Source organism: bacterium 336/3 (assembly GCA_001281695.1).
Lineage (GTDB): Bacteria > Bacteroidota > Bacteroidia > Cytophagales > Thermonemataceae > Raineya.
The window spans coordinates 3,335,354-3,350,131 of record LJIE01000001.1; the positions used below are offsets into that span (position 1 = coordinate 3,335,354).

Consider the following 14,778-nt stretch of genomic DNA (forward strand, 5'->3'; position numbering starts at 1 on the left):
TTATTTAGACTAATTACAAATAATATTTTAAAAAAAATCCTTTATTATTTCTTATGATTTGATTTTTAGTATTTTAGTATTTAACAATTCTTTTTGTAGCTTTATTTCCTTGTGGGTCTGTGAGGTGTAAGATATAAATTCCTTGTGTAATACCTCTTATATCTATTTGGGCATTAGATTTTTCTATTCTTCCAGCCATTAATACATTACCAAAAGTATCCATAATTTGCCAAATACTGTTAGGGTTCGCCATTAGGTTAAGATAATCTGATGTGGGATTAGGAGATATCTGTATTTCATCAGCTTTCAAGGGTGCAAAACCATTTATTAAACGAACAATTCGATTTCTTGGAAATCCATCATAACTAGTAAAATCTCCTCCTACTAGTATTTTCCCATCTGACTGTACAGCCACTACAAAAAAATTACCATTAAATAATTTACCTACATTAAAGTTTTTATTTAAACTTCTATCAGCATTAAATTTGACTATATTCTTATACTCCTGACCGTCACACTCATTTTTTCGAGTTAAATTATTAAAGAATACATTTCCCCTACAAAATCCCCCTCCTGCAAAAAACAAACTTTCATCAGAATCTATTAAAAAATCATTAATCTCCCCAGCAATAAAAATTGCATCAAGCTTTGAATCATATTCTCTACCCTTTTCATCTAAAAATTTATATGAGCTATATAAACTTGATATATATGAGTATCTAGTTAGTAAGCCTATTCTAATTTCATCATTTTTAGTTAAATAAATTGCTGTATGATCCATCCGAATACTACCTGCATCTGCAAGTGAACTTATATAAGTATAACCTTGATAATTTTTATCTAAAGTTCCATTAGCATTTAACCCGATACAAACTTTAATACTAAGACTATTGATGGTAGAGCCAATACTTATATATGTTACTAGTTTTATAAATGATCCTGCTAAAATAATTTTGCCACTAGATAGTACACCCACATAGCTAACACTATACCCTCTATCAAATTCACTCAAATCAACTTGGAAGCTACTATCAATCGTACCATCAGCATTCAAGCGAAGAACAGGTTTAGAATAGACTATTCCATTATATGAGATAAAGTTTCCTGAAGCCAATATTTTTCCATCTGATTGCAAAGCTATGTAATTGACCAAATCATCAAAACCAGTTCCTATTTGAAAGTTTGAATCTCTACTCCCATCAGCATTAAGTCTAATAATTCGATTGGCTGATACGCCATTGTATTCTGTAAAATCCCCACCCACCACTATTTTTCCATCTGGTTGTAAAACTATTTTATAAACAGTCTTATTAAATCCTGTCCCTATCTGAAAACTTTCATCTCTACTTCCATCAGCATTAAGCCTAATAATTCGATTGGCTGGTCTGCCATTATATTCTGTAAAATCACCTCTTACCAATATTTTTTCATCTGATTGTAAGACAATTTGTGTTACAACTCCATTAAAACCTGTTCCTGTGATAAATGTAGGGTCTTCTCCTCTACCTTGAGCTTGAGCAGAGTTTTGAAACCTAAAACAGTAAAGTATTATACAGCTGATGAGAGTAATTATTTTCATAGAGTCCTGAGTTTATAAGATATGTCTATACTTAATCTAAAGACCCTCTAAATAAGTGTTTGGTTGCAAGGTGGATAGAATTCACTTCAATATTTCTTCACTTGCTTCTTTTAGATTTTCAGCATAAAAATCTACATTCATGTCTATTTTTTTGCCGATTTTTATAGTTCTGATTCCTAATTTTTGGGCTGGAATCATGTCTCGGAGGCTATCGCCTACCATCCAAGAAAGAGTAGGGTTAATATTATATTTGGCAATGGCTTTTTCGAGCATCAGGCTATCAGGTTTTCGGGAAAGGGAATTACTATATGCCTCATGATAAGGCGAATAATACAAGTCATCTATCAAAAAACCACATTGTTGTTGCAAATACTCGTGGCATTTGAGTACATCTTGTACAGTATAGAGTCCTTTGGCTATTCCTCCTTGGTTGGTAATGACTATCAGTAAAAAACCTGCTTCCTTTAGGTTTTTAAGGGCTTCGATTGTACCTTCTGGAATGATAAAATCATCAACTTTATAAGTATATTCTCCTCTTTCTTCGTTGAGGACACCATCTCTATCTAAAAAAATTACTTTTTGCATTGTTGAAATCTTGTTTTCCAAAATTACAATGCAAAAAGCACATAAAAAATCACTTCATTTTATTATTTAGAAAACCTATGAGGTTTTTATCTGTAAACATAACATTATAAGCATGTTACAAACCTTATAGGTTTCTGTTAGTTTGCCATAGATGCTTCTTGTACAGGCATATTTACTTCTATCCCTGTAAGGTACAAATCCATTTGACTCATGGCTTGAGACAATTCTATTACATCTATTTCCATCATTACATCAGCTTGACCGAGTGTTGCAAGCATAGCTACTTTTTCGAGTTCGGCTAATTGCAAAACAATGTCTTGTGTTGCAATAAAATCTGTATGACAAGTATCCAGATTAGCTTTTTCAGCCAATTCTGCAAACTTTTTCCATAGCAAATCCAAACGGCGATAAGCAGGGAATTCATCTCCAACCAGCAATGCAATATTCAACGTTCTGATGACTTCTTTCAAACGCCATTCTACAAAAACTTGGTATAGATGCAAGATAGAATACACCAAATCTGTATTGTATGCGGGGTTTTTCAAGAAGATTTTTACCAAACGTTCTGCTCCTATTTTATAAGCATTGGCTTGGGAATGAACAGCATGTTCATGAAATTCATTTTCTGCGATATTATATAATTTTATCATGACCATAGTCTTACAATTTAAGCTTTTACAATAATTCTATACTCTCTTTATTATTGCACTGATTACTATTCAATGCTTAAACCCATTTTGAAACTTTCAAATTCTGATTCTGAGCCCATAGTGTTACCAAGTGTTTCTCTTTGGGTTGCATGCATCTGTTGTACTTGCCTCTTGCTTGTACAATTGTTTTTGAGTTTAAATCGATTTCCAATGTAATTAAAGTTTCTATCATTCCAAACTCATCAGATTTTAATGTAAAAATAGCACATTGTCCTTTGTGGCAACGAGTGTCGTAGCTGGATACACAATGTTTTTGCTTTGCACCTTCTGCTTTAAGTTCATTGGTAGAAAGTAATTCTTGAATTTCATACATTTTAGTTTTTATACCTGTACCTTCTTCCCAAATGAATCCCTCAATACCACAAGTTTTCCAAACATAATTTCCACCTCTGTTGAAACGACGATTAAGGGTTTGATGCCACTCTAGTGTCTGACGCAACACTGAATTAATGGTTCTACCTTTCATAGAATATGCATTGTTCTGTATGTATTGTTCTCTGATGTAATCAACCATTTCTTCTATTTTTTCCATATCAAACATACCTGCTTTCACAAAAAACTCAATCACCTCACCCCAAAAACGCTCATTTACAAAGTTATTTCTACCCAAATACGAACCATTGATATACCAAGCCAAATAATCATCTCCACCCAAACCTATTACTTGTGCATAACGCAAAGCCTCATGAATGTTTAGATAACTGGGTGCTTGCATAAATGCATGAGCCATTTTTTTAGTCATGTTAAAAGGCAACAATGAAAGTTTACGAACAGAATTTCCTTGAGCCAAATCGATGTACCATTGCATATAATTTGCTTTCTCTGTCAGCCAAGCTGAATTCAAGAAGGCAGGAACAGGATATTCTGCAAAAAGATGTTTCAATAAATCTGTCCACTGTTTGGTTATATTATGGCTTTTTCTCTCCCACGTTTCTATTTCTCTGATAAAATAATTCGATTTTAAAGCTATTTTCTTTAAGGAAGCTAAGTATTCATAGTTTTGGAGTAAGTCAAAACATCTCTTTTTAGCCAATATTTCAAGCAATGCCTTATAGGACTTTAAATGTGGCAAATATATTCTTTGACTTAGTTCTTCAAAATCTGCTTTTATTTTATTAAAAACCTCAGGATAAGTATAATGAAAACTTTTTTTTGAAAATATAAGCTCTACATTTTTCAAAAACACCTTCGATAAATCTTTAGGCGTTTTAAGTATTTCCTGATATTTTTGTTGTTTTTGAATTTTAGTTTTTTCAATAGCCTCTAATTGTATGTATAAAGGTACTTTTTTCTGGTTTCCCATATCCCAATAAATTAATCTTTCTAAATTTTTAAGCAATACAATCACACCCAACTAAAATTGTACTTTTTTCAGTTAGCTCATTAAACAATTCTCTTGATTTTTTGCAGGGGAAAGGCAAAAGAAAAGCCCGAAAACTTTGGCAATTTTCGGGCTTAGGATATTTTAGAAAGGGAAACTACCAGAAAGTAGCCTCATCTATATTCCAAAGACCGAAAGGTATGCCAAGAATCCCCACAGACCATAAGTCTACACATTTGTGAGCTATGCTGTTAGATTTTTGATACATTTTACTTTCTAATCTCATTGGTTTTGTGTTTAAAATTTGATGATGCAAATATGGAAGCATTTTTTGTACTTTCCAAATATTTTTAGAAAAATTTATAAAAAAATAAAAGAGGCAACAAGCAAGAAAACTATCGCTCTTACCATCTGCTTGTGGCAGATTAGGCAGTGAGCTGGTAATTCGACATCTTTGTTTAAAGACTTACAAGGAGGCATTTAAGCTTTCAACCCCATTTTACCATATCGGAATCAACCCGATTTCACTAGTTCGGTCACCCGAATTACGCTACCTTAGGATCGTTATAGTTACGAAGTAGGCTTTCTTTACGGCACTCTTTATGTTTTAAATACTAATATTATCTCTGGACTATTATTCTATTCATATTTCAATAAAAACTCTGGGTTGATGGCTTTGAAAGACACTCTTCCAACGTTTCTTTCATGGCGTTCTTCAAGAGGACGTATTACGATGCCTTCAGCCCAAACTTTGTCATTTAGTGTTGAACGCATTTTAGATTTTTCGATTAATGCATGAATATCATTGCTCAAAGCATAATCTGCTTCTAAAATAGGTACACTTGGCAAATCCAAATTCTTCAAGATGCTTTCAAACTCATTAAAACTTACATAAACAGATTTGTCAATATCATAAATACTAAAAAATCTTGCTGTTTGTCCTTTTAGGGCATATTTATTGCCTTGTACTCCCTCACCTATGAGTTCTCCTTGTAAAGCAATATTCCTGCCAAAACTTTTTAGTTTTTCTTCTACATTCAACGCTTTTGCCACTGCCCAAAAGGTATTTTCATCATCTGGCTCCAGTTCCATATTACGGCTACAAACACTAAATGCTTCATCTCTGAGGTAATATGTTACAGAAGAACCATCTAATTTTTCGGTAACAAAGCATTTTTCACCTTGATATTTGTCTAATACTCTTTGCAGTACTTGTACTCTTGTTTCGTCAGTTTTAGGAATAAAAGAAGGAAATGTACTTTTCATGACACCAGCCAGCATTGCAGGAATAGGTGGTTCGTATTTGATAACTCCCAGAATATCTGTTACATCCAAGTCTTCTTCAATGGGTGTGCCTTCAGGCAACACACTCAAAGGAAAGCAAATACCTTGTGAAATTTGTCCACGCAAACGAATGGTTCTGATACGCATACCACGAGGTTTTAAAAACTCGTATTCAGGTTTATCTGGCAAAATACTGTCTATTTCACAATAAACACACAATTCACCCTCTTTAAATTCATCTTTTTTGACGACCAGTTCCCAACCCAGTACAGTTGCTCTCATAATAGCATCTGCATCAGGAATAGGGTCTAAGGCTTTTATTTTTTGAATAGAAGCAAGTTTTCTCATTGTTTTTTTATTTTTTGAAACAAGAAATTAGATACAAGAAGCAAGATATTTTTTCTAATGTCTAATCTCTTATATTTATTTGATAAAATGAGGTGTAAAACCACCTTGACTGCACCCCACAACGGGTATCAAATTATCTCCTTTTACATCACAACCTGTAATAGCTGTGAGTTTTGGATACCATGTTTTTTCGTATTGTTTTTCAATTTTAGAGAGTTCTACAAGTAAATGAAAACCTCCTCTTGTCTGCAATACATTCAAGCATTCTGAATTGATGTGTTTTTTTACTTCTGTAAGGGTTTCCCCAATATCCACTCCATCAAAATCCAAATCGAAGTATATTTTTCGTTTACAACACTGCTGAATTTGTGAAAGTACCTCCTGATGTGGATTGTAACCAGTATATTTCTTGGTAATCAGTTCAGCAAATTTCACCAAGGATTTTTTAGTTGCTTCCTCCAAATCTCTTGGATTGGGCGTAATGTACAAAGCCAACGCTTCTTGAGGTATCGAGTTTCCTTTCTGTTTATACGAATCTATCTCACACTCTAATTGCTTAATTTTATCAAAAAGATATTCTTTGTTGGAAGTAAAACGTTTGAGTTGAGCTTTATCAGCTCCTACCCCTTCGGCATATTTGCTTCGAGCCAACAAAGACACATAATAGGTTTCCTGAGGTTTCAGTTCTGGAAGCCAATCTATAAAATTCTGAAGCAGTTTTTTGTCTGTTATAATTTTGTAGTTCATTTGTATCTTTATTTTAGCTATTTTTCTGATTTCTGCACCAATTTACAACATAATTGATATATGCTTCTCGTACAAATGAAAAAACTGTTACATTAGGTATATGATTGACCTCCAGCAGATACTTCTGATTATCAGGTGTTACCATATAATCTATTCCTACTATTTTTAAATTGAAATATTGAGCCAAATTTTTAGCATCCTCCAGTAAATCCGCATCTATGGGCATTTCTGATACATTTTGGTGATGAATAGATTTTAACCAATCATCGCCTGTAAGCTGAATTTGCCAAGCCTGTTCTCCTACCAAAACAATCCGAACAGCTTCTCCTTGTATAAATGGTTCATAAAGTGTTATTTCATTGGGTGTTTGCCAGTTTCCTTCAAATTTAGTTTTGTTTTCTCCGCAATGCCAGTTGCTCCATTTTGCTACTGTAGGGCGTTCTGCATGCCATTCTTGAGCTTCTAAAGACATTCCTCTTGGTAGAATACCAAATTTTGTTGCTTTTAAAGCTCTCACAAGCCCTGAATGTCTGAGCCTGCAATCCATCATGCCTGTAGCATTGGGCAAACATTCTCCACCCCAAAGAGCTAATAATGTGATAAAATCGAAGTCATCATCAAATATTCCATGATAAATTACTCTATCTACTTTCAAAAACTTATCAGGATGCGTTTTGCTTTCCACCCACAAAATCCCCTCTACGAGCTTAATTTTAGGTAAATATTCGTAAATAACAGTTAAACAATCTATTTTTTCTAAAATTTCTGTAGTTTCAGGTGGTTCTAAACCTACCATCAAAACTCTTTTTTTATCTGATAACATATATTTTAGCCTTTAAGAGAGTTCTCTATAAAGTTTACAGAGAACTCTTACATTTTATAACTCTATATTTTCTATTTTAGAAATGGCTGTTTCGCCATTTTCAATAGCTTCCAATACTTCAAAAACTTTGTCAGACCAGCCTGCAATCAAGAATGTGTCTTTATTTACCACATTCAAAGGCATTTGTCCATAGCCAGCCAAGTCAAAAAGATACAATTGAGCATTGGGAGCTATTTTTTTGTACTCTTTCCACAATGCAGGAATAGTTTCTCCAGAGAAATTGCTGTTCCACATTTGACAATCAGTAAACATCATTACTTTATCCATCACCAATTTTCTAGCAATCAAATCTTTGATAACCAAATAGCCATTGGTAGAATATCCTACTTCTCCTTCACGTTTACGGAATTCCATCACATTTGCCAAGATATTCTTTTGAGGCACATTGATGGCTTTCCAAGTATCACCAAACATTCCAGTAATTACACTTTTACAAGCATTTTGGAAAAGCATCGCAAGTACCAAACCTATATCATAATTTTGTACTTTGCTATTTTTGGAAATAGGTGATTGCATAGAACCAGAAACATCGCAAGCAAGCAATACTTTTGTATCTTTATCAAAACCTTTGATATTTGAAGCACTCACTTGAACAGCATTTTCCAACGCATTCAAGATAGTAGTTGTATGTACAGACACCACTCCTTGCAATTCTCTATATGCTGAAAGGAATCGGAAAGGCAATTGTTTTGAATTTTGTACTGCTTTTTCGTTAGAAAGATAATTTGTCACTTTTTCGATATGAGCTTGACTTACTTGTGCCTCCAAAATATTACGTAGGTTACGAAGTGTTGCCATATAACCCACTTTTCCACTATCAATCAATTCTTCCCATTTAGCCTTAAAAGCAGCATCTCTATCTTCTTTTTTATCAAAACCTTTTTGTCCAAGTACTGAAAGTTCTACTTCCCAAGTGTAAGGTGTTTCGAGTTCATCTTTTACAATTTTATCGAAAATAGCTTGTTGTGCTTCATCTTTTGCTTTAGGGTGTACCAAAAACAGGGCATCACGCAGTTTGATTTCAGTAACTCTGTTGTATTTTGCAAATTGATACTCATCAAAACTGTTAAAAGCATTTGCCACACCTTTTTGTACTTGTTTGGAAAGTTTTCCCAGTTTCTTCATGCCATCACGAGCATTTGCCATTTGGTAGTAAGCCAAAATCTCTGTGATTTCATCAGCACGTCCTATGATTTGGCTAATCATTTTGCTTACAAGCTGATCGCCAGCGTGTACTTTGGCAAGCTCCACAGCCAATACCAAAGGTACAGAACGCAAATTCATTTGTTTGCGAGCATACACAGCTAATTTTGCCACGAATAAAGGGTCATTTTTAGCTATCAACTCTTTAATTCGAGCTACTTTCGCATCATTTTTTTCATAAAATTGGTCTGAAAGAGATGATGTTACTACTGCAGAATACAATTCCATAGCAGGCGTTAGTTTATAAGCTTTTTCGCCTTCGTGATTGGTAATTGTGTTTGTTCCTTGTGTGTTTTTATTGAATTTCATTTTTTTAAAGTTAAAAGGTTATACAAACGACACTTTTAAATAATTTTTTAAAATTATTTTGGGGGAAGTAAGGGAATCGAACCCATGTCTCTTGAACCACAATCAAGCGTCCTAACCGTTGGACCAACAACCCCATAAAAGCTGGTAACTGGCAAAAAGTGACTATACAGATGTCCTATCCACTTAGACGACACTTCGTTGGAAGTGATGGGATTTGAACCCACATTTCCTGGCGTGACTGGCGAAGTAACACTTTTTTACGACACAGCTTATATTTTTAATGAATCACGTTTCTAAATGTAATATTGATTCTCGCTTTTTTTTCGTTTTCAGGAGGTACTCGGTGTAAATGTGTATGTTGCAGAGTTCCTTGCATTACGATTACATCTCCTTTTTCTACTGATAATTTTAGTGGATTTCCCATTCCATTTTTGGCTTTAAACCAAAACTCTCTTGTTTCTCCAAATGAAATTGAAACGATTGTAGGATTTTTACCCACACATGCATCATCATCAGAATGCCAGTTTACTCTATCTTTCCCATCTCTATATAATTGCAAAACAGCGGCATTAAACTTTTCTTGACCTAAAATTTCAGCGTCTTTTTTGAGTTCAAGGATCACATCTGTCCAAGGCTCAGGCTCAAAAACCATTCCTGAATAATTATAAGACCTCTCTCCATAACTGGCTGTGAGCCTTGGTAAATGTATAATACTTCCATCTGCATTTTGATAGGTTTTATCTAACCATTTGATTTGGTTAGATAATTTTCGAAATATCCTATCACAATACACATCATCATAAAAGGCTGAAAATACGACTAAACGTCCATTCAAATAAGTTTTCATAGTTATAAATAATAGCATTCATCTATTGTCTTTGTGATTTCTGCCCACCGAGTTGCCAGTAATTTGGCATAGTCTAAATAAAAAAGTCCATAAGTCCCCAACGAATATCCATCATTTACTTCTACCAAAAGTGTATCACCTTTGTCTGTCAGTCCAAAATCAATGGCATACGCTTTAGGTGCTGTTGTATAAGCTTTTACGGCTTCTTCAATTACTTTATAATCAAAGTGTAATCGCCAATTACCTTTGTACATTCTTGCATCCAATATTTTTCCATACCTTACAAAACATCGCCATTCAGCAAGAAAATTGACAGGTTCAGAACACCAAATTTCAGTATCTTCTAATTGATCTCCACAACCAATCAGATCTTTGGTACTTTTTACCAAAACACCTGTAAACTTTTTAGATGCTTTGGCTGGTTTGATAAATACATTCCATTTTTCTGGGTTATTGGCAATGGTATTCACTGTCGATTTCCAAACTTTTCTACCTAAAAATGCCTCTAATTCCTTTGGATAATTAATTTCTTCTGGAATAACTAACCCCAAATTTTTCCAAACAGCTTTTACATCATCAATAGAACCTACTACCACATCTTCAGGAACATTACCAGTTAATTCATTTCCTTTATAAAAATCACAAATTTCATAGCCCATAGCCCTGAACCCCTCACCTGCCACATAATAATTGACTGTGGCAGGGTGTCCTTCTTTTACTTTTTGGATATAGACTTTCATAGTTATAATGTTTTTGGTTGCGGAGGTGGGACTCGAACCCACGAGGCGAATGCAAAGGCTTATGAGACCTTCCAGATACCAACTTCTGACACTCCACAATCATGTGAATATATATTTTTTAACAGGTAACAAGCAAAAAGTGACTGACAACGGGCTTTTACCGTATCTTCCTGCAAGCAGGACGCTTTGTCTCGATTTAAGCTACAGCATTTCCAGTAGAAACGAAGTAACACTTTTTTACGACACTGTTAGTGCGAAAGACAGGACTCGAACCTATATGGCTAGATTTTCAGTCTAGTGCCTTGACCATCTCGGCTACTTTCGCAGAAATTTTGGGGTTATATTCAGAAAAAAACTTTATTTCTCCGTGTCTACCATTTCACCACTGTTTCTACATCGAAACAGGTAGGACTCGAACCTACAGGGCTTTAAGCCAGAGTCTTTAGCGAAGTATTTTTTTCTTACGACACCCAAAGTTACCCTCCGTGGATTCGAACCACGATTCACTCCTCCAAAGGGAGTTGTCCTGCCGTTAGACGAGAGGGTAATGTATGTATTTTAGTCGCCTCAGAACGATTCGAACGCTCATCTCTTGGTTCGTTGCCAAGTATCCTTCCTTTGAACGATGAAGCAATGAAAACAGGCTACAGTCGAGAAATCACTTATAGTTTGCACCACATTTGTTTTCACAAATGGTGGGATTGGTTACCCACATAGTCCAGAACCCAATTCTAGCGTGTCGAAGTAAGACTTCTCTACGGCACTGTCTTTAGTGGAAGTAGTAGGACTCGAACCTACTCAGACTTAAAGCCAATGGTTTTACAGACCATCCCAACTCTCCAACTTTGGCGTACTTCCTTATTTTTGGAGGAGAAAGTGGGGCTCGAACCCACGGTACGCTTGTAGCGTACTACAGTTTAGCAAACTGCCCCAATCACCAGCTCTGGCATTTCTCCTAATTTTTCGCAGGTAACAAACAAAAAGTGACTATTTACGTTGTTCTACCAATTAAACTACATCTGCCTTCATGCAAACGATAGGACTCGAACCTATATCAACGGCACCAAAAGCGAAGTAACACTTCTTTACGACACTGCTAGTTCGCCCGGCAGGATTTGAACCTGCGACTCCCTCATTAAAAGTGAGGTGCTCTACCCCTGAGCTACGAGCGAAAATACAAGAGGCAACATGCAAAAAGTGACTTTACATACACAAGGCATGTTTGTTGGATTTGAACCAACTCAATTGAGATTTTCAGTCTATTTTTTACCGATGTAACACTTTTTTACGGCACTCTTTGGCGGTCAGTACGGGAATCGAACCCGTATCGCATGATAGACAGTCAAGCATCATAAGCCATTAGACCAACTGACCAAGTTTTATGAATATTTGGACAAAGTTATCCCACTCTAAAAAATTGTACTTTTTTTAGATTTAATATATTTAGAATTTTGGCTTGGGCTTTGATTCGGGTTAAACAAAAAATCCCGAACTTTGCTTAGAGCCGTTCGGGATTTTCGTTTGTGTATTCAATATCTTTTTAAGAATATTTTCGCAGTTTATTGCTACTTACACATATACCCGAACTTTTACGTTCTTTTCCAAAGTCATCCTGACTCATCAAACCGAATGGTTTTGAGTTGATTATTTGGCTGCGATATGTATGTAAGAGTAACATTTTTGAAGTTTTTATTTGATTAATTGATGTGACAAATTAAATAGCTTTTTTTGTACTTTCCAAATAATTATTAAAAATTTTTATAATTATTTTTATAACTCCAGAGAAAAATATCAAAAACTGTGCCTTTTCGATATTTTGAGCAACTTTTTAGAAAAAATAATGAAATCCCCTTTTTAGTGATTAACTTTACACTTTCATTATTTGAGATTAAACATTCTATTCTGTGCAAAAACTTCATAAAAACCTGTGTGTAGCTACTGTTGAAGCCCTTGAAAGTATTTTCAATGAGCAACGATATGCTGATAAAGTAATTGAACAACTCCTTAAGAGCAATCCTAAATGGGGAGCAAGAGACAGGGCTTTTATTGCAGAAAATACTTATGAGATAGTTCGTTGGTGGAGAAGGTTATTATTTTTGGCTGATGAAAAATATGCTGATGGCAGAAAATACCCTACAGTCATTTTTTGGAAAGCGTTGGGTACTTGGCTGGTGCTACAAGATGTTCAAATTCCAGCTTGGGAAGAGTTTAAGCAAGTAGCAATAGGTAGAATCAAACAGAATTCTAAAAAAGATATGTCTAGAGCTATTAAGGAATCTGTACCTGATTGGCTTGATAGACTTGGCGAACAAGAATTGAATAAAGAGGGGGATAAAGAACTCAAAGGGATAAAGAACTCAAAGCCTCAAACCAAACAGCTAAAGTAGTAATTAGGACAAATACCCTCAAAATCAATAAAACTGATTTATCTAAAGCATTGAAAGAAGCAGGTATTGAAACTGCCAATGTAGGAATTGTAGAAAATGGTCTTGTACTTAAAGAAAGGCAAAATATTTTCAAAACTGCTTTGTTTAAGGATGGCTATTTCGAAGTCCAAGATACAGGTTCTCAGAAAATAGGCGAATACTTACAAATTCCTGAAAATTCAAAAAGTTTAAGAGTAGTAGATGCTTGTGCTGGAGCAGGAGGAAAAACACTTCATCTGGCAGCATTGATGGGCAATAAAGGTAAAATTATTGCTTTGGATACTGAAGCTTGGAAACTAGAAGAACTTAAAAAACGTAGTCGTAGGGCTGGTGTGAGTATTATAGAAACAAGACTGATAGAGTCTACCAAAACTGTTAAAAGACTTGAGAATACTGCTGATAGATTGCTTTTAGATGTTCCTTGTAGTGGTTTGGGAGTACTCAGGCGTAACCCAGATGCCAAATGGAAGCTATCAGAAGAGTTTATCAATCAAGTCAAGACAACCCAAGCTGAAATTTTAGAAAATTATGCTAAAATTCTAAAAAAAGGTGGTTTGATGGTATATGCTACTTGTAGCCTTCTACCTTCTGAAAATGAAAAACAAGTAGAAGCGTTTTTAGAGAAAAACTCTGATTTTACACTTATTTCACAAAACCACTTACGCCCCAGCGAATATGGTTTTGATGGATTTTATATGGCATTGATGGAGAGGAAATAAGATTAAATCTTTGATCAAGTCTCAGAAAAAGATCTAATTTAATATAATTCAATCATGAAAAAAATCACACTTTTAACATTTTATCTACTAACGTTTTATAGCTTATTAGGGCAGACAACTATAAATAATACATTGACTTCTGACTATATAAATATTGTTGGAACGAAAATTAGTCTAATACCACCCAATGGTTTTATTAAAGCAACTAGTTTTTTAGGATTACAACAAACTCAAAGTGGATCAACGATTATGGTTCTGGATATTCCAGGACCTTTTTCAGAAGTCTCAAAAGGAATGACAAAAGAGGGTATTTTAAGTCAAGGGATAGAAGTAGAAAATATAGAAAAGATAATATTTAACAATTTACCAGCAATATTAATAACTGGAAAACAAAATGCTCATGGTAATATTTATACAAAGCTTATTTTATGCTTTGGAACTGATAAAGAAACTATTATGATAAATGCCGCTATACCAAATGATTTAAAAGAAATAGCAAAATCTGTTAAAACTTCAATTTTAACAAGCTACTATGAGATTGACAAAAAAATCAATCCATTTGATGTAATTGATTTTTCAATCGATTTTTCTAAAAGCAAATTACAATTTGCTAACCGAGTATCAAATTCTTTAATATTCACTACTGATGGTATTATTCCTACTAAATCACCTGACAAAACATCACTCATTATAACTAAGTCATTTTCAAAAACAGTTCTTGAAGATAGAAAATTATTTTGTTTAAACAGACTTAAACAATTACCTATAGAACTCTATAAAACAGATAGTATAACAGAAATTTCAATAGATGGGATTTCTGGTTATGAAATTATTGCATCAGGAAAAGATAAAAAAACAAATTTAGAAGAAAAGATTTGCCAAATTATTTTATTTAGCGATAACTTATATTATGCCTTTTATGGCTCAACAAATCAAGATTATGATAAAAACATTAAAGAAATAAAAAAGGTTATTGAAACATTTAAAAGAAAGTAAAATATAAACATCATCAATAATTCTTTATATTCAGAAAGTCTTAAAGCTTTCTTTTATACGGAGTGTTTTTGTGATTGGTGA

At 34.2% G+C, this 14,778-nt stretch carries 10 protein-coding genes, 6 tRNA genes and 2 pseudogenes; 2 read left to right on the forward strand and 16 right to left on the reverse strand.

The genetic code is table 11. The features are described 5' to 3' along the window. Positions 1-73 precede the first annotated feature (73 nt). The 16 genes and pseudogenes from AD998_15670 to AD998_15745 all read right to left on the reverse strand — a co-directional run bounded on the left by AD998_15670 (position 74) and on the right by AD998_15745 (position 11,930). Positions 74-1,579, reverse strand: coding sequence for a hypothetical protein (locus AD998_15670; GenBank protein KOY87387.1), 1,506 nt, complete (start codon positions 1,577-1,579; stop codon positions 74-76). 81 nt (positions 1,580-1,660) lie between these two features. Then, the gene (locus AD998_15675; GenBank protein KOY87388.1) at positions 1,661-2,164 is read right to left on the reverse strand and encodes a D,D-heptose 1,7-bisphosphate phosphatase; all 504 of its coding nucleotides are present in this window, start codon (positions 2,162-2,164) and stop codon (positions 1,661-1,663) included. Between the two features lie 137 nt (positions 2,165-2,301). Next, positions 2,302-2,814, reverse strand: coding sequence for a hypothetical protein (locus AD998_15680; protein KOY87389.1), 513 nt, complete (start codon positions 2,812-2,814; stop codon positions 2,302-2,304). A gap of 76 nt (positions 2,815-2,890) precedes the next feature. Continuing rightward, positions 2,891-4,228, reverse strand: a complete 1,338-nt coding sequence (locus AD998_15685; GenBank protein ID KOY87390.1) for a hypothetical protein — start codon at positions 4,226-4,228, stop codon at positions 2,891-2,893. Between the two features lie 606 nt (positions 4,229-4,834). After that, positions 4,835-5,827: an RNA ligase gene (locus AD998_15690; GenBank protein KOY87391.1), complete on the reverse strand. Its 993-nt coding sequence runs from the start codon at positions 5,825-5,827 to the stop codon at positions 4,835-4,837. Positions 5,828-5,902: 75 nt separating this feature from the next. Further along, positions 5,903-6,574, reverse strand: a complete 672-nt coding sequence (locus AD998_15695; protein ID KOY87392.1) for a hypothetical protein — start codon at positions 6,572-6,574, stop codon at positions 5,903-5,905. Positions 6,575-6,587: 13 nt separating this feature from the next. Continuing rightward, positions 6,588-7,397, reverse strand: a complete 810-nt coding sequence (locus tag AD998_15700; protein ID KOY87393.1) for a hypothetical protein — start codon at positions 7,395-7,397, stop codon at positions 6,588-6,590. Between the two features lie 54 nt (positions 7,398-7,451). Next, a complete protein-coding gene (locus tag AD998_15705; protein KOY87394.1) occupies positions 7,452-8,969 on the reverse strand; it encodes a ribonucleoprotein in 1,518 nt (505 codons plus the stop codon). 59 nt (positions 8,970-9,028) lie between these two features. Next, positions 9,029-9,102: transfer RNA gene (locus AD998_15710), tRNA-His, on the reverse strand. 144 nt (positions 9,103-9,246) lie between these two features. Next, a pseudogene (locus AD998_15715) lies at positions 9,247-9,813 on the reverse strand (hypothetical protein). Between the two features lie 5 nt (positions 9,814-9,818). Then, a complete protein-coding gene (locus tag AD998_15720; protein ID KOY87395.1) occupies positions 9,819-10,556 on the reverse strand; it encodes a hypothetical protein in 738 nt (245 codons plus the stop codon). A 14-nt stretch (positions 10,557-10,570) separates the two neighbouring features. After that, a tRNA-Met gene (locus AD998_15725) sits at positions 10,571-10,654 on the reverse strand. Between the two features lie 151 nt (positions 10,655-10,805). Further along, positions 10,806-10,881, reverse strand: a tRNA-Phe gene (locus AD998_15730). 540 nt (positions 10,882-11,421) lie between these two features. Further along, positions 11,422-11,512 (reverse strand) — tRNA-Ser (locus tag AD998_15735). Between the two features lie 141 nt (positions 11,513-11,653). Next, positions 11,654-11,728 (reverse strand) — tRNA-Lys (locus tag AD998_15740). 126 nt (positions 11,729-11,854) lie between these two features. Then, a tRNA-Asp gene (locus AD998_15745) sits at positions 11,855-11,930 on the reverse strand. A 530-nt stretch (positions 11,931-12,460) separates the two neighbouring features. Here AD998_15745 and AD998_15750 point away from each other — a divergent pair. Then, a pseudogene (locus tag AD998_15750) lies at positions 12,461-13,701 on the forward strand (RNA methyltransferase). Between the two features lie 54 nt (positions 13,702-13,755). Continuing rightward, positions 13,756-14,697: a hypothetical protein gene (locus tag AD998_15755; protein KOY87396.1), complete on the forward strand. Its 942-nt coding sequence runs from the start codon at positions 13,756-13,758 to the stop codon at positions 14,695-14,697. Positions 14,698-14,778 lie beyond the last annotated feature (81 nt).

Bases quoted from the DNA above. Each gene is read 5' to 3' on its own strand.
- AD998_15670 (KOY87387.1), bottom strand. From the start codon at position 1,579: ATGAAAATAATTACTCTCATCAGCTGTATAATACTTTACTGTTTTAGG.
- AD998_15675 (KOY87388.1), bottom strand. From the start codon at position 2,164: ATGCAAAAAGTAATTTTTTTAGATAGAGATGGTGTCCTCAACGAAGAA.
- AD998_15680 (KOY87389.1), bottom strand. From the start codon at position 2,814: ATGATAAAATTATATAATATCGCAGAAAATGAATTTCATGAACATGCT.
- AD998_15690 (KOY87391.1), bottom strand. From the start codon at position 5,827: ATGAGAAAACTTGCTTCTATTCAAAAAATAAAAGCCTTAGACCCTATT.
- AD998_15695 (KOY87392.1), bottom strand. From the start codon at position 6,574: ATGAACTACAAAATTATAACAGACAAAAAACTGCTTCAGAATTTTATA.
- AD998_15700 (KOY87393.1), bottom strand. From the start codon at position 7,397: ATGTTATCAGATAAAAAAAGAGTTTTGATGGTAGGTTTAGAACCACCT.
- AD998_15705 (KOY87394.1), bottom strand. From the start codon at position 8,969: ATGAAATTCAATAAAAACACACAAGGAACAAACACAATTACCAATCAC.
- AD998_15720 (KOY87395.1), bottom strand. From the start codon at position 10,556: ATGAAAGTCTATATCCAAAAAGTAAAAGAAGGACACCCTGCCACAGTC.
- AD998_15755 (KOY87396.1), top strand. From the start codon at position 13,756: ATGAAAAAAATCACACTTTTAACATTTTATCTACTAACGTTTTATAGC.